15 protein-coding genes are annotated in these 17861 nt (G+C 61.2%); 7 read left to right on the top strand and 8 right to left on the bottom strand.

The features are described 5' to 3' along the window. Nucleotides 1-81: 81 nt before the first annotated feature. The 6 genes from arcC to OH764_RS07880 form a co-directional block, all read right to left on the bottom strand. Nucleotides 82-1014 (bottom strand): carbamate kinase, encoded by a 933-nt coding sequence (arcC, locus tag OH764_RS07855; RefSeq protein ID WP_498848634.1) that lies wholly within the window; start codon nucleotides 1012-1014, stop codon nucleotides 82-84. 87 nt (nucleotides 1015-1101) lie between these two features. Next, nucleotides 1102-2112: a Rossmann-fold NAD(P)-binding domain-containing protein gene (locus OH764_RS07860; RefSeq protein ID WP_498848635.1), complete on the bottom strand. Its 1011-nt coding sequence runs from the start codon at nucleotides 2110-2112 to the stop codon at nucleotides 1102-1104. Nucleotides 2113-2175: 63 nt separating this feature from the next. Further along, nucleotides 2176-3429 carry an arginine deiminase gene (gene arcA, locus OH764_RS07865; RefSeq protein ID WP_498848636.1) on the bottom strand — a complete coding sequence of 418 codons (1254 nt, stop codon included), beginning with the start codon at nucleotides 3427-3429 and terminating at the stop codon, nucleotides 2176-2178. A 547-nt stretch (nucleotides 3430-3976) separates the two neighbouring features. Then, nucleotides 3977-5446, bottom strand: a complete 1470-nt coding sequence (locus OH764_RS07870; protein ID WP_498848637.1) for an outer membrane factor lipoprotein domain-containing protein — start codon at nucleotides 5444-5446, stop codon at nucleotides 3977-3979. Beyond that, entirely contained in the window at nucleotides 5443-8655 is a 3213-nt protein-coding gene (locus OH764_RS07875; RefSeq protein WP_498848638.1) for an efflux RND transporter permease subunit, read from the bottom strand. The genes OH764_RS07870 and OH764_RS07875 overlap by 4 nt, the downstream gene beginning before the upstream one ends. A 12-nt stretch (nucleotides 8656-8667) precedes the next feature. Beyond that, nucleotides 8668-9897, bottom strand: a complete 1230-nt coding sequence (locus OH764_RS07880) for an efflux RND transporter periplasmic adaptor subunit (protein ID WP_498848639.1) — start codon at nucleotides 9895-9897, stop codon at nucleotides 8668-8670. Nucleotides 9898-10235: 338 nt separating this feature from the next. Between OH764_RS07880 and OH764_RS07885 the strand changes: the two genes are divergently transcribed. Next, nucleotides 10236-10976: a response regulator transcription factor family protein gene (locus tag OH764_RS07885; protein ID WP_498848640.1), complete on the top strand. Its 741-nt coding sequence runs from the start codon at nucleotides 10236-10238 to the stop codon at nucleotides 10974-10976. Next, complete coding sequence (locus OH764_RS07890; protein ID WP_498848641.1) at nucleotides 10960-12207, top strand: two-component system sensor histidine kinase family protein; 1248 nt, start codon at nucleotides 10960-10962, stop codon at nucleotides 12205-12207. Before OH764_RS07885 ends, OH764_RS07890 begins: the two co-directional genes overlap by 17 nt. Before the next feature lie 63 nt (nucleotides 12208-12270). Here OH764_RS07890 and OH764_RS07895 read toward each other — a convergent pair whose 3' ends face one another. Further along, nucleotides 12271-12447 carry a hypothetical protein gene (locus OH764_RS07895; protein WP_498848642.1) on the bottom strand — a complete coding sequence of 59 codons (177 nt, stop codon included), beginning with the start codon at nucleotides 12445-12447 and terminating at the stop codon, nucleotides 12271-12273. A gap of 553 nt (nucleotides 12448-13000) precedes the next feature. Here OH764_RS07895 and OH764_RS07900 point away from each other — a divergent pair. From OH764_RS07900 to OH764_RS07915, 4 genes are all read left to right on the top strand, one after another. Then, entirely contained in the window at nucleotides 13001-13969 is a 969-nt protein-coding gene (locus OH764_RS07900) for a Dyp-type peroxidase (protein ID WP_498848777.1), read from the top strand. A gap of 566 nt (nucleotides 13970-14535) precedes the next feature. Further along, nucleotides 14536-15162 carry a PilZ domain-containing protein gene (locus OH764_RS07905; RefSeq protein WP_498848643.1) on the top strand — a complete coding sequence of 209 codons (627 nt, stop codon included), beginning with the start codon at nucleotides 14536-14538 and terminating at the stop codon, nucleotides 15160-15162. 79 nt (nucleotides 15163-15241) lie between these two features. Then, nucleotides 15242-15637 (top strand): hypothetical protein, encoded by a 396-nt coding sequence (locus tag OH764_RS07910; protein WP_498848860.1) that lies wholly within the window; start codon nucleotides 15242-15244, stop codon nucleotides 15635-15637. Nucleotides 15638-16395: 758 nt separating this feature from the next. Further along, nucleotides 16396-17046, top strand: a complete 651-nt coding sequence (locus tag OH764_RS07915; RefSeq protein ID WP_498848644.1) for a BON domain-containing protein — start codon at nucleotides 16396-16398, stop codon at nucleotides 17044-17046. Nucleotides 17047-17087: 41 nt separating this feature from the next. On the opposite strand, the gene OH764_RS07920 is transcribed toward OH764_RS07915, so the two are convergent. Continuing rightward, nucleotides 17088-17456, bottom strand: coding sequence for a hypothetical protein (locus OH764_RS07920; RefSeq protein ID WP_498848645.1), 369 nt, complete (start codon nucleotides 17454-17456; stop codon nucleotides 17088-17090). A 149-nt stretch (nucleotides 17457-17605) separates the two neighbouring features. Here OH764_RS07920 and OH764_RS07925 point away from each other — a divergent pair, with 149 nt between their 5' ends. After that, the gene (locus OH764_RS07925; RefSeq protein WP_498848646.1) at nucleotides 17606-17860 is read left to right on the top strand and encodes a hypothetical protein; all 255 of its coding nucleotides are present in this window, start codon (nucleotides 17606-17608) and stop codon (nucleotides 17858-17860) included. Nucleotide 17861: the final 1 nt, after the last annotated feature.

Here is a 17861-nt window from a genome sequence, read left to right on the forward strand (position 1 = left end):
AACCGTACGTCTCCAGGTGCGAGGCTTGAATTCGCGTGTACACGCGACGTGCGCGCGGGGCTGTCGCTCAGCCCCGTAAGCTCACTCGTAATACTCGATTCCCTTTTGAGCGGTGCTGATCAGCGTTCCCGCCTGACGGCGGGTAATCGCGACAATGTCAGGCAGCGCGCCGATCACCGCGTCGCGACCGGTATTCCTGGCGAATTCGGCCGCTGCCATGATCTTTGGCCCCATTGATCCGGCTGCAAAGCCGAGCTGATCGAGATCGTCCGGATTTGCGCGCGAGATTGCTTTTCTACTGGGTTTATCCCAGTCGATGTAAGCGGCGTCGACATCGGTCGCAATGATCAGCATGTCCGCGTCGAGTTCTTCTGCAAGCAGCGCTGAACAGAGATCCTTGTCGATCACGGCTTCAACGCCGTTGAGCTTGTGGTCGTCGTCGTACACGGTAGGAATTCCGCCGCCGCCCGCGCAGATGACGATGGTCCCGCGTTCCAGAAGCCATTTGATCGGCCGGATTTCGAAGATGTGCTTCGGACGCGGACTGGCGACGACCCGGCGAAACCTGTCGCCATCCGGTGCGATGCTCCAGTTACGCTCTGCCGCGAGCTTTTCAGCTTCCTCTTTCGTATAAACCGGCCCGATCGGCTTCGTGGGACGCTGAAATGCAGGATCGTTGCGATCCACTTCAACCTGAGTCAGGAGCGTTGCGAACGGAATTTCATAAGGAAGAAGATTGCCGAGCTCCTGTTCGATCAGATAGCCGATCATGCCTTCGGTCTGCGCACCGAGCACGTCGAGCGGATACGTATCGACCTCGCGATAGGCCGCGCCTTGCAGCGCAAGCAGGCCCACTTGTGGCCCATTGCCGTGAGCGATGACTATCTCGTTCTGTGCGACGATCTGCGCGATCTGTTCGGTTGCGATCCGAACGTTGGCGCGCTGGTTCTCCGCGGTCATCGGCTCGCCACGGCGCAATAACGCATTACCGCCTAATGCAATGACTATTCGCATGATCGCTTACCTCGCAAGCTGCGTTGTAGATCGTCTTTTCGATGCAACTCGCGTTGCCCATGCTTCGCTCGGTTTTGCGCGAGCGCATCACAAATCTGCGAGGGTCGAGACGAGAATTGCCTTGATTGTATGCATCCGGTTCTCGGCCTGCTCGAACGCGATATTCAGCGGCGACTCGAAAACTTCTTCCGTTACTTCGACGCCATTGGCCAAAGCGGGGTATTGCGCGGCGATCTGCTTGCCGACCTTCGTCTCGCTGTTATGGAAAGCTGGAAGACAATGCATGAACTTGGCCTGCGGGTTTTCTGTGGCCTTCATCAACTCCATGTTGACCTGATAGGGCAGCAGCGCCTTCACGCGTTCGCCCCATGCTTCCACGGGCTCTCCCATCGAGACCCAGACATCCGTGTGTACGAAGTCGACGCCCTTGACGGCCGCCTTCGGATCTTCGGTAAGCGTTATTCTCGCGCCTGTCTCGTCGCCGAACTGGCGGCACAGCGCCACATGCTCATCGGCGGGCCATAGTGATCGCGGGGCGGCGATTCTCACGTCCATGCCGAACTTCGCGCCGATCATCAACAGCGAGTTCCCCATATTGTTACGGGCGTCGCCCAGGTAGGCGTAGCTTATCGACGTGAGCGGCTTGTCGGTGTTTTCCCGCATCGTGAGGACGTCAGCGAGCATCTGGGTCGGGTGATACTCATCCGTTAAACCGTTGAAGACAGGAACGCCCGCGAACCGCGCCAGCTCTTCGACGATTTCCTGCTTGAAGCCGCGGTATTCAATCGCGTCATACATCCGGCCGAGAACGCGCGCGGTATCCTTCATGCTTTCCTTATGGCCGATCTGCGAAGAATTTGGATCGATATAGGTTACGTTCGCACCCTGATCGTAGGCGGCGACTTCGAATGCGCACCGTGTACGTGTGGACGTCTTTTCGAAGATCAGTGCGATGTTGACGCCTTTCAGATGCTGCTGTTCGGTCCCAGTGTACTTCGCACGTTTCAGATCTCTCGACAAGTCGAGTAAGTAGCGCAATTCACGGGTCGAGTGGTGCAGCAGACTCAGCAGGCTTCTGTTGCGCAAATTGAAGGCCATGATGCTTCTCCATGTCGGTGAATGGGAGCGAGGTAGGTGAGCAGGGCGATAGGGACCTGTCTGCTAGTCGATAGGATCGCGACTGATCGGACACGTCATGCAATGACCGCCTCCACGACCACGTCCGAGTTCGCCCGCTGTAATGGTGATTACTTCCACTCCGGCCTTGCGAAGCAGGGTATTCGTATAGGTGTTCCGGTCGTAGCCAACCACGACACCGGGCGAAATGCAGACCACGTTGTTGCCGTCGTCCCACTGTTCCCGCTCGGCCGCGAAAGTGTTGCCGCCGGTCTCGACGACACGCAGCTTCTGGAGTCCGAGGGCTTCAGCGACGACGTCCAGGAAGGGCTTTTCTTCTCGATGAACCTTGATTGACGACGCTGTCGCTTCCTCTGCACGTATCGAGAAGGCGACGATCTGCCGGACGACATCGGGGAAGATCGTGACAAGGTCACGGTCGCAAAAGCTGAAAACGGTATCGAGATGCATCGCGGCGCGCGATTTTGGCATGCCTGCAACGATGACGCGGTCGACTGCACCCTTCGCGAACAGTGCGAGCGACAGTTCGCCGATGGCCTGCCGTGTCGTGCGCTCTCCCATGCCGACAAGCAGAGTGCGATTGCCGATTGGCATGACGTCTCCGCCTTCAAGCGTTGCGAAGCCATGGTCCTTGTCAGGATCGCCATACCAGACCTGATAGTCCCCGCCTGCGAAGTCTGGATGGAATTTGTAGATCGCCGTGGTCAGTAGTGTTTCCTGACGACGCGCAGGCCAATGCATTGGGTTTAGCGAGACACCGCCGTAAATCCAGCATGTGGTGTCGCGTGTGAACAGTGTGTTAGGCAATGGAGCGAGTACGAAACTCGAGTAGCCGAGATACTGGCGGAACATTCTGAGTGCGTCGCCTTCGCCGGTCTCCGGCATGTCCTCGGCGGCTACGCCACCAATGAGAAACTCAGCCAGCTTACGGGGTTCAAGCGATTCTAGCCATTGGCGCACTTCGCCAGCGAGGCCCACACCTACGGTGTCCGTGCGGATCTTCCGGTCGAGCAGCCATTTCAAAGCTTCGGGGCTGCGGACCGTCTCAGTCAACAGGTTGTGCATCTCGACGACATCGACGCCGCGCTCTCTCATCTTCGTGACGAAGTCGAAATGATCACGTTTCGCCTGGCTTACCCAGATGACGTCGTCGAACAGTAAATCATCGCAATTGCTCGGAGTCAGGCGCTGGTGCGCGAGGCCGGGCGAACACACCATCACTTTGCGCAATCTGCCTGCTTCGGAGTGAACGCCGAACGTGCCGATCTCTGTGCTCATCGTGCACCTCCATTAATTGGGGAGGTAATGATCCGATCTCTGCGCCAGTTACGGATGCAGTACAAGACCTGCTCATGGCGCACATTGTCCCGATTGCCGACTCGCGGCTTTCTGTACCAATGTGGGGGAGTTCACATGGAGAAACAATAAGACTTTGGTCCGACGCATTTGCGCGAGATCATGCTTTTAGCGATTGGATTCAGCCGTGGTGTTTGCTGACGGTGAGTTGTTTTAAAGTCTGAATCGTCGTCAAGCGAAACGACTGGTTATATGGGACGACGCTTCGACTCGAACAAATGGACGAGGTTGTCATGAGCCGTCGTGCATTTTGAAGTTCCAGCGCGCTTGTGTTGGCGGCTCGTCCGGCTTTTCGAACATCGCCAGCGTAAAGCGCGTTTCTATGAAGGCGGGGCAATCCGAACGGAACGACGGCGTCGTGGTTATGTTATGCAATTCCTGTGTATGTCGGTTCCGTTTCAGCGAAAGTTACCGCCCTGAAAACCCGTCCAGGCTTTCTGCTGGCGGCCAGCCGTGCACATGCGCGGGGTCAGCCCTCCCAGCCACCGCCCAACACCTTGTATAACGTCACGAGATTCGACTGCCGCGAGAGAATATCGGTGGCGAGTTGTTGCTGCGCAGCGTAGAGCGTGCGCTGCGCGTCGAGGAAGGTGAGGAAGCTGTCCGTACCTGTCTTGTAGCGCGCCTCCGCAAGCGTGTAGTAGTTCTGCGCCGAAGCCACGTACTCGCGGTCCGCCTTGATCTGATCCACATAAGTAGCCCGCGCCGTCAGCGCATTCGACACCTCTTTAAACGCCGTCTGGATGGCGCTTTCGTAGTCGGCGACCTCGATCTGCTTTTCGATTCTGGCGACATCGAGCGATGCCTTGTTGCTGCCGTAATCGAAGATAGGCACCGATACGCTCGGCGCGAACGCCCACGCGCCGGTGCCAGCCTTGAACAGATTCGACAGCGTCGAACTCGACGTACCTGCCGTCGCCGTCAGTTCGATCTTCGGGAAGAACGCGGCGCGCGCCGCACCAATGTTCGCGTTCGCCGCCTTCAACGCATGCTCTGCCTGCACGATGTCCGGCCGACGGGTGAGCAGCAGCGACGGAACGCCTGCACCGATGTCTGCGAACATTGACTCGTCGTCGAACTGCCGCGCGGGAGGCAGGTTGTCGGGAATCGGCGCGCCGAGCACGGCCGTGAGGTTGTTGCGGTCTTGCGCGACAGCGCGCCGGTACGACGCGAGATTCGCCTTTGCGCTCGCGAGCGAGTTCTGCGCCTGCTGCACGTCGAGGAGCGATGCGTTGCCGAGTTCCTGCACGCGCTTCGTGACGTCGTAGGTGGCCTGATCCGACTTGACGGTGTCTTCTGTCAATTGCAGCAGACGCTCGTCCGCGAGTAACGTCAGATAGTCGGTCGCGACCGTCGCGATCAAGCTGATTTGCGTGCTTTGCCGCGATGCATCTGTTGCGAGGTAGTTTTCCAGCGCCTGGCGCTTCAAGCTGCGCAGGCGTCCAAAGAAATCGATTTCCCATGACGTCGTGCCGACGCTGACATCGCTCGAACTTGCAATCGCTCCTTGCGTGCGCTCGCGAGTCATGTTGCCGCTTGCCGTGATGGACGGCGCAAGGGCAGCGCGCGTGATCCGGTATTGGGCTTCGTATTCGGCGACATTCAGCGCCGCGACGCGCAGATCCCGATTGTTGGCGAGCGCGATTTCGATCAATCGTTGCAGACGCTCGTCGCGGAAGAATCTGCGCCATGCGGTGTCGACCGCGAGCGGTGCCGTGTTCGCCGTCGTTGCAGACTCCGTTAGAGATGCGCTCGTGCCCGCATCGGCCGAGGCTTTCGCCGCGGTCGTGCTCTCATATCCGTCGCCTTCCGGATAGGCTGCCGGAACAGGCGCGGCGGGCCGAACGTAGTGCGGATCGAGCGTGCAGCCCGTCAGCAGCGCGAGCGCGAATGCGGCCACGCATGCGACCGCGCATACACCGACTTTGAGTTTCATCATTCAACACCTTCCTGTTGCCTGGCGTCGCCGTGCTCGCCGAACACACGGCGCACGACCACAAAGAACACGGGGACGAAAAAGATCGCGAGAACCGTGGCGGCGATCATGCCGCCCATCACACCGGTGCCGATCGCATGCCGGCTCGCCGACCCGGCGCCCGTGCTGATGACAAGCGGCAACACGCCGAACACGAAGGCGAGCGACGTCATCAGAATCGGACGCAGACGCAAACGCGCAGCTTCGATGGTCGCCTCGATCAGGCTGCGACCTTGCGCTTGCAGGTCTTTTGCGAATTCGACGATCAGAATTGCGTTTTTCGTGGAGAGCCCGATCGTCGCGAGAAGACCGACCTTGAAATAGATGTCGTCCGACAGGCCGCGGATATGCGCGCCGAGCACCGCGCCCAGCACGCCGAGCGGCACCACGAGAATCACCGCGATCGGAATGGACCAGCTTTCATACAAGCCCGCAAGACAGAGGAACACGACGATCAACGAAATCGCATACAGGTAGATAGCCTGCGAACCGGCCATGCGCTCCTGATATGACTGCCCCGTCCAGTCGATGCCATAGCCCGCCGGCAGTTTTTTCACGAGCGCATCCACGGCCGCCATCGCCTCCCCGGTGCTGGCATTTACGCCGGTCTGAGCCGTCATTTCCATCGCAAGCGTGCGGTTGAAGCGTTCGATCTGCGGCGGGCCGAACGTCCACTTGCCCGTCGCAAATGCTGAGAACGGCGCCATCTGGCCGTCATAGCCGCTGGTCGTGCTGATGCTGGTGCTGCTTGTGGTGCTGCTTGCGGAACTGCTGCTGGATGTGCTGCCAGACGCGCTGCTCGTCGTGCCCGATTTCACATACCAGCGTCCCACGTCGGACGGCATCATCCTGTACGGGGCATCGGCCTGCACGTACACCTTCTGGATGCGCCCGGTATCGACATAGTTGTTCACGTACGACGAGCCAAACGCCGTCTGCAGCGTGTCGTTCACATCGGCAATGGAAAGCCCGAGCGCACTCGCTTTTTCACGGTCGATGTCGACATGGAACTGCGGCGTGTCTTCCAGACCGCCTGGCCGCATCCCGGACAACGCGCTGTCTTTGGCCGCGAGCGCCATCAATTGCTGGCGCGCGGCCATCAGCTTGTCGTGGCCCTGGCCCGCGCGGTCCTCCAGTTCGAAGTCGAGGCCGCTCTGCGTGCCGAGTTCCTGAATGGCCGGCGGATTGACCGCGAAAATCTGCGCCTCGTGCGACGCGGCGAAGTGCATGTTCGCGCGCTGTATCACCGCAGCCGCCGACCCGTTGCTACCGCGCCGCGCGCTCCAGTCCTTCAACTTGACGAAGGCGAGCGCATTGTTCTGTCCCGAGCCGTTGAAACTGAAGCCCGTCAGCGTAATGAGCTGGTCCACTTCTGGCTGGCTGCGATAGTAGTCCTCGACCTTCTTCACCACTTCCAGCGTCTGCGAGGCGGGCGTGCCGACCGGTGCGGAGACCGACGTGATGATGGTTCCCTGGTCTTCGTCAGGCAGATACGACGACGGCAGCTTCATGAACAGCAGCGCGACTACCCCCGCGATCAACACGTAAATCGCCATGTAGCGCATCGGCTTGCCGATTACGTGCGCGACCGCCGAATCGTAGCGGTCCGTGCCGCGCGAGAGCACGCGGTTGAACCAGCCGAGCAAGCCGCGCTTCGGGTGATGCTCGACGTCGGAGCGCTTGAGCAGCGTCGCGCACAGCGCGGGCGTGAGCGTCAACGCAAGAAACACGGAGAGCAGCATCGCCGCAACGATCGTGATCGAGAACTGCCGGTAAATCGCGCCCGTCGTTCCGGAGAAGAACGCCATCGGAATGAACACGGCGATCAGCACGGTCGTGATGCCGATCAGCGCGCCGGTGATCTGCTCCATTGCACGGCGCGTGGCTTCGATAGGCGAGAGACCTTCATCCGCGATCAAGCGCTCGACGTTTTCCACTACCACAATCGCGTCGTCCACCAGCAAGCCGATTGCCAGCACCATGCCGAACATGGACAACACGTTGATCGAGAAGCCCACCGCCGACATGACCCCAAACGTGCCGAGCAGGGCGACGGGCACCACGATCGTCGGAATCAGTGTGGCGCGCAGATTCTGCAGGAACATGTACATCACGACGAAGACAAGCAGCACCGCTTCGATCAGCGTCTTGACCACTTCTTCAATCGAGATGCGCACGAACGGCGTGGTGTCGTACGGGTAGTCGACGACGACATTGCGCGGCAGTTGCGGACTCAATTCGTTGAGCTTCGCGCGCACAGCCTTGGCCACGCTCATGGCGTTCGCGCCGCTTGCGAGCTTGACCGCGAGCGATGCGGCGGGCTTGCCGTTCAGACGCGAGTCGGTGCTGTAGTCGTCGGCGCCGACCTCGATACGCGCGACGTCCTTCAACATCACCTTCGAACCGTCGCTATTCACGCGCAGCAGGATCGCGCCGAATTGCTCAGGCGTGGTCAGCAGGCTGGACGCGGAAATCGTCGCGTTCAGTGCCTGCGTTTTAGTCGACGGCGAGCCGCCGATCTGGCCGACGGAAAGCTGCACGTTCTGATTTGTGATTGCTGTGGTGACGTCGCTGGTGGCGAGGCCGACTGCCTGCAGTTTCACCGGATCGAGCCAGATGCGCATGGCGTGCTGCGCGCCGAAGAGCGTGACGTCGCCGACGCCGTCGATCTGCGTGAGCGGGTCTTCGATCTGCGTCGCGATGACGTTGCCGAGGTCGATGGAACTCATGCTGTTGTCGCTCGACGAGAGCGACACGATCATCAGGAACGAGTTGGCCGCCTTTGCGACCTGAACGCCTTGCTCCTGGACGGTCTCGGGCAGCGACGAGGTCGCTTGCTCGACCTTGTTCTGCACCTGGACCTGCGCGATGTCTGCGTTGGTGCCTTGCTGGAACGTCAACGTGATGCGCGCCTGACCGACCGAACTGCTCGTCGACGACATATAGAGCAGATGGTCGATGCCGCTCAGTTTCTGCTCGATCACCTGCGTTACGGTCGTCGCGACGGTTTCCGCGGACGCACCCGGATACGTCGCCGTGATCTGCACGGAAGCCGGCGCAACGCTCGGATATTGCTCGACCGGTAGTGTCTCGATGGAAGCGCCGCCAATCATCATGATGACAATGGCGATAACCCACGCGAGGATCGGTCGGTTGATAAAGAAACCTGCCATGAGATTCTCGCTTTAGCTGTGGGCGGCGGACGCGGCGGCTGCGCTCTCTGCGGTGGCGGGCGCGCCGGGCGCCGCCGGCATCTCGACCGGCTTCACGACCGCGCCGGTGCGCGCCTGCTGCGAGCCGCTCACGATTACGCGGTCGCCTGCCTTCAGGCCGTCCGTGACGATCCAGTCCGAGCCCGACGCGGTATCCGCGGTAACGGGCGTTTGCGCGACCTTGTTGTCCGCGCCGACCGTGAGCACGCTGGCCGAACCGTCGGACGCACGCGAGACCGCGATTTGCGGCACCGTGATCGCCTGGTGGTTCACGCCTTCCTCGAGCCGCGCGCGCACGAACATGCCGGGCAGCAGCACGGCGTCCGGGTTCGGAAACACGCAGCGCAGCGTGACGGAGCCGGTCGTAGCGTCGACGGTGATGTCGGAGAACAGCAGCTTGCCCGCGTGTGAGTAGGCGCTGCCGTCTTCCATCACGAGATGGACTACGGCGCCGTCGGCGCCCGACGGCTGCAACTGGCCGCTCGCGAATTCCTTCTGCAAACGCAGCCAGTCGGCGGCAGAACGCGTGACGTCGAGATACATCTCGCTCGTCGCCTGCACGGTGGCGAGCGCAGTGGTTTGTTCCGCGGTGACAAGCGCGCCTTCGGTCACATTCGATTTGCCGATGCGCCCCGAGATGGGCGCGACGACCTTGGTGTAGCCAAGGTTGATCGCAGCGGTTTTCAATGCGGCGCGGTCTGCAAGCACGTCGGCCTTGGCCTCTTCGAGCGCGGCCACGGCGTCGTCGTAGTCCTGACGGCTCACCCCCTGGATCTTCGATAGCTCGGCGTAGCGCGTGGCTTTGGTTTGCGCGGCGTTCGCGGTTGCGACAGCTTTTGCCAGCGTGCCGATCGCCTGATCGTAGGTGGCCTGATAGCTGGTTGCGTCGATCTGATAAAGCACTGCTCCGGCCGCGACCTGCGAACCCTCGGTGAACAGGCGCTTTCTGATGATGCCTTCGACCTGCGGTCTGACTTCGGCGACACGAATGGCCGACAGCCGGCCCGACAGTTCGGTGTTAGAGACGACGGTATGGGGCTTGATGGTTTCGACACCGACCTCGGGTGTCGTTTCCGGCGGACCGTGCGGCGCGTTGTCGCCGCAAGCCGCCAGCATCAGCGTGGCGGCGACAAGCGTCGCGGCAAGAAGCGCGAAGCGGGGTGCGCGCACCACCGATGCATACGGGTGGAACAATGTTGGCATGCTCTGGGCATCCTTCGACTGAATTCGACAAAGGACCGTCTGGCATGCGTCGCCGGTTCGATAGGAGCCCACGCAACGCCGCACCAGCGGCAACGGATGGGCCAGAGAGTAATGAGAGACGTCTTACGGTGGCTTAGGCAAGCATTACGAGCCGTAACGCAACGCGCACAAACGGTCGCTTGAGGACGCGTGGCGGGGAAATGGCGAGCGGCGCAGTAATAGACTGTAAGCTTGCAGAAGAATCCGAAACCGCCTACGTTGCGCGATTCGATATATTCGCTACGACGGGCGAGCGCGCTGCGCTGCCCGCGAACGTAATCATCGAGCAGGGCCCAGCCATGTCAGACACGCCCATCCAGGTGTTACTGGTCGACGACGACGCCGACCTTCGCGACCTGCTGCGAACCTTCTTTCAGCAACGCGGCATTGAAATCTCGGTATTGCACGACGCCAACCAGCTGGCGCGCCGGCTGGAACGGGAACGGCCGTCCATCGTCGTGCTCGATCTGATGATGCCGGGCGTGGACGGCCTCAGCGCGTTGCGGCAGCTACGCGCGAGCGGCGACACGATCCCCGTGATCATGCTGACGGCCCGCGCGGAGGGCGTAGACCGGGTGATCGGTCTGGAGCTTGGCGCCGACGATTACCTCGGCAAGCCCTTCATGCCGCAGGAATTGCTCGCGCGCATTCATGCGGTGCTGCGGCGGCACGCACAACCGGCAGCGCCGGCCACCGCGCCGCTGGAGAAGCGCGAAGCGCTGCGCTTCGGCAGCTTTCGTCTCGACTTTGCGAGCCGTACGCTGTTTCGCAAGGACGAGCCGCTCAAGCTGACCGGCAGCGAATATGCGTTGCTCGAAGTGCTCGCGAAACATCCTATGCAAACGCTGTCGCGATCGAAACTCGTCGACCTGTTGCATGGCCCGCACTCTGAAGTGACCGAGCGCGGTATCGACGTGCCCGTGTGGCGACTGCGCCGGCTGCTCGAAGACGACCCCGCCAACCCGAGACGCATCCAGACCGTACGCGGCATCGGTTATATGTTCGTGCCCGGCAGCAGCGACGATGAAAAATCCCTTTAACACGCTGTTCGGCCAGCTCGCGTTGATGACGGTCGGTCTGATCGTCATTGTCCATCTCACGTCGCTCGTGCTTGTGGACCGGGATCGTGGCCAGATCGATACGGGGCACGCGCAGCGCGCGCTGCTGCTTGCCGTTCAGTCGCAGCGCGACGGCGCGGTTACCGCTTCGCAGGTCTCGGCGGCGCTCGGCGTGTCGGTTATCAACGCAGACGATGCGATCCCGTATGGCTGCCCCGCGCCTTGCCAGGACACGACCGGCCCGTTCCAGAACGCGTTGCGCGCGAAGCTGCCGCCAGGCAGCACAGTGGTCGCGGACCCGGAGAGCGGCAATGTCTGGGTGCGTTATGCCGGCAACGCAGGCTGGCTCAAACTCGAGAGTTCGATGCTGCCCGCGCGCCGTTTTATCAGCGCGTCCGCGATGATGCTGATGTTCGCTGTAATCCTTGCGCTGATCGGTGCATGGCATTTGCAACGGCCGTTGCATCGCCTCGCGATTGCGGCGCGCGAGTTTCGTCTGGGGCACCGCGCGCCGGTCGTGCCGGCGAGCGGTCCGCGCGAAGTGAAGGGACTCATCGACGATTTCAACCGGATGGTGCATGAGCTTGCACGGGCCGAACAGGAGAGGGCGGTGATGCTCGCAGGCGTCGCGCACGACTTGCGTGCGCCCATCACACGGATGCAGGTGCGCGCGGATTTGCTGCCGGACGAAGCAAACCGCAGCGGCTTTCTGCGCGACGCGGAGTCGTTGTCGCGCATCGTCACGCAGTTTCTCGATTTCGCGCGCGAAAGCGCGGACAGGTCGCCGCCCACGAGCGTGAATGCGCATTGCCGTCGCCATTACGGCGATAGTCTCGACGACGACGCATTGGTGCGCCTCGACCTCCAGGCGGGCGACGGCTTTGGCTTGCCGCTCGTCGATCTCGACCGGATACTCACTAATCTGATCGAGAACGCGCTGACGTACGGCGAACCGCCGGTCGAGATCTCGACGTCGCGGCACAACGGACACTACACGCTGACGGTTCGCGATCACGGCGGCGGCATTCCGGGCGGGCAACTGGAGCGCGCATTGCAACCGTTCGTACGACTGGACGAAGCCCGCAGCGGCGACGCACATTGCGGCCTCGGTCTAGCGATCGTGCGGCGACTCGTGCGATACAACGGCGGCGTCTTTCATGCGGACAATGCAGCCGACGGCGGGTTCGTCGTGTCGATGATTTTCACCGCCTGACGCAAAAAGGGCGGTCATGCTTCTGACCGTCCTTCTTCGACTCACACTGTGCGCCGGTTCGCGTCAGCCCTGCGCGACATGTCCCGGGACCACGATCGCGCCATGCGGACCGTCGCCATGGCCGCCGCCGGGGCCACCGCCACCGGGACCGCCGCCCCAGCCCGGAGGCGGCCCCCACCAACATCCGCTCAGGGTTGCGCTCAGGGTGGCCAGCGCCGCGATTGCCAACAGCTTTTTCATACTTTCTCCTTCAATGGATCTACGGTCACGCGGCGCTGCGGCCTGCAAGCGGAACTGCGACGCCGCGTGTCAGTGGGGAAGTTACCCATCCACGAAAGATCATGTTTTACGGAGCCGTTACAACCCGCGCGTGAAAGACGCCGCTTTGCATGGCACCCGTGGGCGTGCAAATGCACGTTGCATGGGGCATGCATGGGGTTTTCAGTGCAGCGCGAAGGGCGTTCGTGCGTTCACGCTTTGTTTGAATATGGAAGCTGGTGTAAGGAAATGTTCGGCGCAAGCCGGCAGGCCGCCTTAAGGGCCACCGACCGTCCTACTTGACGGCGATTTCGCTAACCTCTAGGGTTCGCCCAATACACGCAATGGCAAACGCGGCCGCTTTAGATCGTCTGCCAGCGCTATATTGCCGCGCCGGACGTCTGCGTTTGAGCGTCCCGCGGGTAAAGCTCGAATCGCGATCCATTGCGTCGGATGGTCTGCTTTCTGGGGTAGAGGGTTAGAAGCACGCAGGCCGTGGTCGACACGGCTGCGGCGTCACAACAACGGAGTGAATATGACAGGACAAGCTTGGGATCGGGTGCCAATCGACGCCCAGAGTATCGAGGCACCGCTTTCGCAGGCCGCGATCTTTCTCGTGGTCGGCGTGAACGAGGGGGCCGACGCCCTCGCCAAGGTTCGCGATTTGCTCGGTGGGATCGACGACCTCGTGAAATCCGTAGGATTTCGCGACCTCTCCGCCCGGTTGTCGTGCATCGCCGGGATCGGTAGCGCGCTGTGGGATCGCATGGGTGCGCCCACGAAGCCTCGCGAACTGAAGCCGTTCGCCGCGATTGAAGGAACGCGGCACAAGGCGCCGGCTACGCCAGGCGATCTCCTCTTTCACATTCGTGCCGAACGGCCAGATTTCTGCTTTGAGTTCGAGCGAATCCTGCTCCGAACCCTCGGGTCGGCGGTGACGATGATCGACGAGGTTTCGGGTTTCAGATACTTCGATGCTCGTGACCTGCTTGGCTTCGTGGACGGCACTGCCAACCCGGTCGGACACGAGATCGGTCAGTTCGCGCTCGTCGGCGAGGAAGATTCCGACTTTGCTGGTGGTAGCTACGTCGTGGTGCAGAAATATCTGCACGATCTTGCGGCTTGGGGCGAAACCTCGACCGACTTGCAGGAGAAAATCGTCGGCCGAACCAAGATCGACAATATCGAACTCGATGACGACGATGCCCCACGCAAGTCGCACAAGACGCTGGCTACCATCGTCGATGAGGATGGCAACGAGCACGATATCTTGCGCGACAACATGCCTTTCGGTCGCGCCGGCCACGGCGAGTTTGGCACCTACTTCATCGGATACACCCGGCATTTGTGGGTGATCGAGAAGATGCTGCAGCGGATGTTCGTTGGCGAACCGGCGGGCGCATACGACAGGCTTCTGGACTTCTCCACGGCACATACCGGTACGACCTTCTTTGCTCCTTCCCGATCGACGTTGGCCACGCTGGCAGGCGGAAGTTCATCCTAGCCGCCTGCCGCCAGCGAAGTGTCTTTTGAGTGGCAGGATTTAGGGTTGCGGTGAACGGGCACGGAGCAGGTGCGGCCCTGTACCGCAACTTTTGTGCTCCATCAAGCCCGGAAAACATCATTGCGGGCGGCCGGGCGCATCGACTTCGGAAAGGGAGCGGGGTCCGTGAAATTTGTGTGACGGAAGAGCGTTGGCGCACGTTTGTGATTCAAGTGCCGCGATACAGTCCGGTGACTCGCGATGATTCGAGCCGCCGCGAAGCAACGGCGCGAAGTCCACTTGTCCAACTCATACCGTCGATCACCATGGCCTTTGTCCAAGTCTGCAGAGGGGACGTACAACTGGGTGCACCCATCAGATTTTCGATTTACACGGCTAATGGCAGACTGCTTCTGAACCGGGGCTGCTGCATCAGTTCTGAGGCGCAGCTTGAGCGCCTTTTCGATGTCGGTGCATATCGCGACGACAGCGGGTCGGGGGCACGAAACGGGAGCGGTTCTGCGCGCAGCATACTGATTTCCAGCGCGAACCATCGTCCAGCGCCGAGCGCCGCTACTGCAATCACCGTGGACTTTCCCGCACTGGCGCAGGCACTGGATTGCTTGCAACTCACAGTGGAGGGCGCGGACAGACACTCGGTGCAAACTGCGTATGTCGGCACCGTCAGGGGAAGTGCGCTGATCGTGACAGCGCCAGAGGATGATGAGCTGCTGCAACCCGGGGTCATCGTCCAGGCAAAAATGATATTCGGGCGAGACGTGTATACGTTCGGCACACGGGTGACCGCACGGCACGCGGCTCCCACCGATCTCGTAGTGCTCGCGCATCCGGAGAAGGTGGTCAAACACAGGGTGAGGCGCCATCGTCGCGTCGAAACCAGGGTGGCCGCCCGCGTCATTCGCAACGATGTCGCCGCCGCGGGATACGATGCGACTGTCGTCAACGTCAGCATCGATGGTCTTCAATTGTCATTGCGCGATGCCACATTGGTGCCCGGGGAGCACTTCAAGCTCGCATTGCGTTTGCCGACAGATGGCAAGATGCACGCTGTCCTATGGAATTGCGTCGCCAGAAACGTCAGGCGCAAAAAAGACGGCGTGCTGGTCGGTGCCGAGTTCGGCGCGCGCACCGACGAAGCCAAGGTCCTGCTCAAAGACTTCATCTTCGAGATGGCGACGGGAACCGCATTCTAGGCGCGGCGTTCGTCGCCAGACATGCTCGGACCATGCCGGCACGATAGGGTGATCCACGGGCGAGACCCGTGATGCGCAAATGCTTGTTCTCTCGATGGACGCGTTCGTGCTGGATGGTCGGCGATCTGGTCACACGTCGCGTCTCGCGCCACATCATCAGCAGGTCGAAACTCTCGTCACCCGCAGCGGCGGCTATCTAGATGGAATGGTCGCCTCCCGCGTTATCGGCCCGTCCGGCGCCGCAGTGTCGCGCTCTGATCATGCGACATTGCTGGTTCGGCAGTCGCGCCGTCAGGCAAAGACGTTCCGGTCAGGGCGCGAGTTTGCCGCCTATCTTCGTCTCGTGCCGCGACAGAGCAGTTCGATCTGGGCGCTGCTGGCGGATGGCCGAACGTCTGAGGCAACGATGGGCAACGACGCGCAACGAACATCGGATTGCCATCGCGCGACATTTCCCCAATCGCATGGCGGGTAGCTTTTGCCTTGGCGGTGAAGATCGCGGCGTATAACTCGCAGCCTCGAGCGGCAGGCGCGGGCGCGTCATGAGGCACAAGCTTCCACCGATCGTCGCACCGGACCTGTCCTATGAAAGTACGCCGAAACGGGTGTCGAAACATGCACTTCGTTTCTGGTGGCGAAATTCCTTTGTTCTACGTCAATTGACAAGGAAGCCGCGCAGTTAGGCTAACAGCACGGGCAACTGCTAACGATGGCGGGTCGCGTCCCCGGCGCGCGCGGATGACGGGAGAGCTCTGCGAAATCGGTTGCTGGTGCTACTGGTGCTGGCTGTTGCTGACGATAATCTGCGAGGCATCCATCATGGCATTCGTGTTATTGGCCGCGATTTTCCTTACTTCGGCGGGCTTCCTTGTCGGTTCAGCCGTGACTCCAGCGCAGTCTCCACCGGCGGAGACTGCGCCAGCGCCGGCTCCAGACGTCATGGACCCCTCGTCCATGGTGCCGCTGCCGGGCCGCGATGCAGCGCTGCAAAAAGCCGAAGACCCGCGCGTTCCCGCCTTGCATGCCGAGTAATCGACGGATGATGTAGGGTCCCACCGCTGCGTTCCCGCTATTCGCCTGCGCGCATGGTTTGCGCTTGATTTGCGTCAATCGGATGTCGGCCGCGCGGACTAAGGTTCTAGCATCGACTGTTCGGGCGCTTGGCATTAGCCACGCGCGTTGCGCAGTGTCAGAAGGACCATTCGCGGTCCGTCACGGCCGCAGGAGATACCGATGAAATCAGACGAGGAACTCAAGCGCGATGTGGACCAGGAGCTGCTGTGGGACCCGGCACTCGATGCAAGGAACGTTACCGCTACCGTGTGCAACCGCATCGTTACCCTCGAGGGCTCCGTGGAAAGTTGTGCGCAAAAACTCGCGGTCCAGAAGGCGGTCCAGAGGGTCAGTGGCGCGCGCGCAGTTGTGCTCGACGTTGTGATCCGTGCGCCGTCCCCATTGAGACACAGCGACGAGGATCTTGCCGCGGCCATTGTATCGGCGCTGCAATGGCAGGAAGGCCTGCCCGCCAATGCCATTCGCGTGATGGTGGAACGTGGTTGCGTCACGATAACGGGGGAGGTCGAGTACGGATTTCAGCGTCAAATGGCTGAGACGCTTGTCGCCCGGATGCGTGGCGTGGTTGGCGTGGCCAATCAGATCGAGGTGCGAGTTGATCCGCTCGCTGCGGATATCAGCAAGGAGATCGCCGATGCATTGCGGCGGCGTTCGCAGCACGAACAAGCGGGGGTTTCCGTCGACGTGCGCGATGGAGTCGTCAGGCTGACTGGAGTAGTCGACTCATTGCTTGACAAGCGCGTTGCCTGCGGCGTGGCGTGGGCCACGAAGGGAGTTCGGTGGGTGGTCGACCAACTGGCCGTGGCTTGAATTTACGCGTATGACGCAGGTTCGTCACAGGGTTAGGCGCGCTATCCGCGTGATTGAAATCCAAGGCGCGAAGCCGGCCGGGTCTCATCAATCTCGGGTGCGCACGTAAGCGGCCACACCATACTGTCGTCCCGCATGCAATGGATGGGATAGCGATATTCCGGATCGACGTCTGCCGTGACCACCACGACTTCGAAAGGCCGGATGAGCGCCACTCGCCACTTCGAGTTGTCGATTCCGGCCATCACCTTTGCGACGAAGTGACTTCCAGAGATCGGCTGGTCAAAGTCGCGGCGCCGGCCGCGATTTTCGTCGTCGCTCGTCCCGTCGGCGCGCAGCGCCCACTCATGCCGTTCGCCTCGTCCCACGCGATGAGCGAGGAACTGCGAGCACAACGGCGGCAGACGCACGTAAGAAAATTCCTACCGTGCAACCTCCATGACTACAAGCGATTCAAGCGCCGCTGATTTAATTTCAGTGGCGGTGCTCCCAATACTGTAGTCATCACGACCGCTGAACGACGTTCAGCCACCGCTGAGGACTGACCGAGGAGCACGAGATGAACGGCAATGATATTTCTCTCAGAGCGCTTGTTGATAAATGGCTTGCGCCGACGCCGTCGGTCCCGGCCCACATCACTCAGGTCGGCCGTCTAGGCCGCACCGGCGTGCGCTACGTCTGTCTGGAAGGTCAGGTATCGACGGCGCCATTGAGCATTGTGTTCTTTCGGCACGGTGTCGGCGCATGGGACGTGTTTCCGCCGGCGCCGCCTTCAGTTGCGATGGGTACGCGGCTTTTTGCCGGCTTGACGTGAA

Origin of the sequence: Burkholderia sp. M6-3, from assembly GCF_050858985.1 — a bacterium.
In the GTDB taxonomy this organism is placed as follows: domain Bacteria; phylum Pseudomonadota; class Gammaproteobacteria; order Burkholderiales; family Burkholderiaceae; genus Paraburkholderia; species Paraburkholderia caledonica.

What these genes read in the sequence shown, in the direction of transcription:
- arcC (WP_498848634.1), bottom strand. Translation starts at nt 1,014, where the DNA reads ATGCGAATAGTCATTGCATTAGGCGGTAATGCGTTATTGCGCCGTGGC.
- OH764_RS07860 (WP_498848635.1), bottom strand. Translation starts at nt 2,112, where the DNA reads ATGGCCTTCAATTTGCGCAACAGAAGCCTGCTGAGTCTGCTGCACCAC.
- arcA (WP_498848636.1), bottom strand. Translation starts at nt 3,429, where the DNA reads ATGAGCACAGAGATCGGCACGTTCGGCGTTCACTCCGAAGCAGGCAGA.
- OH764_RS07870 (WP_498848637.1), bottom strand. Translation starts at nt 5,446, where the DNA reads ATGATGAAACTCAAAGTCGGTGTATGCGCGGTCGCATGCGTGGCCGCA.
- OH764_RS07875 (WP_498848638.1), bottom strand. Translation starts at nt 8,655, where the DNA reads ATGGCAGGTTTCTTTATCAACCGACCGATCCTCGCGTGGGTTATCGCC.
- OH764_RS07880 (WP_498848639.1), bottom strand. Translation starts at nt 9,897, where the DNA reads ATGCCAACATTGTTCCACCCGTATGCATCGGTGGTGCGCGCACCCCGC.
- OH764_RS07885 (WP_498848640.1), top strand. Translation starts at nt 10,236, where the DNA reads ATGTCAGACACGCCCATCCAGGTGTTACTGGTCGACGACGACGCCGAC.
- OH764_RS07890 (WP_498848641.1), top strand. Translation starts at nt 10,960, where the DNA reads ATGAAAAATCCCTTTAACACGCTGTTCGGCCAGCTCGCGTTGATGACG.
- OH764_RS07895 (WP_498848642.1), bottom strand. Translation starts at nt 12,447, where the DNA reads ATGAAAAAGCTGTTGGCAATCGCGGCGCTGGCCACCCTGAGCGCAACC.
- OH764_RS07900 (WP_498848777.1), top strand. Translation starts at nt 13,001, where the DNA reads ATGACAGGACAAGCTTGGGATCGGGTGCCAATCGACGCCCAGAGTATC.
- OH764_RS07910 (WP_498848860.1), top strand. Translation starts at nt 15,242, where the DNA reads ATGCTTGTTCTCTCGATGGACGCGTTCGTGCTGGATGGTCGGCGATCT.
- OH764_RS07915 (WP_498848644.1), top strand. Translation starts at nt 16,396, where the DNA reads ATGAAATCAGACGAGGAACTCAAGCGCGATGTGGACCAGGAGCTGCTG.
- OH764_RS07925 (WP_498848646.1), top strand. Translation starts at nt 17,606, where the DNA reads ATGAACGGCAATGATATTTCTCTCAGAGCGCTTGTTGATAAATGGCTT.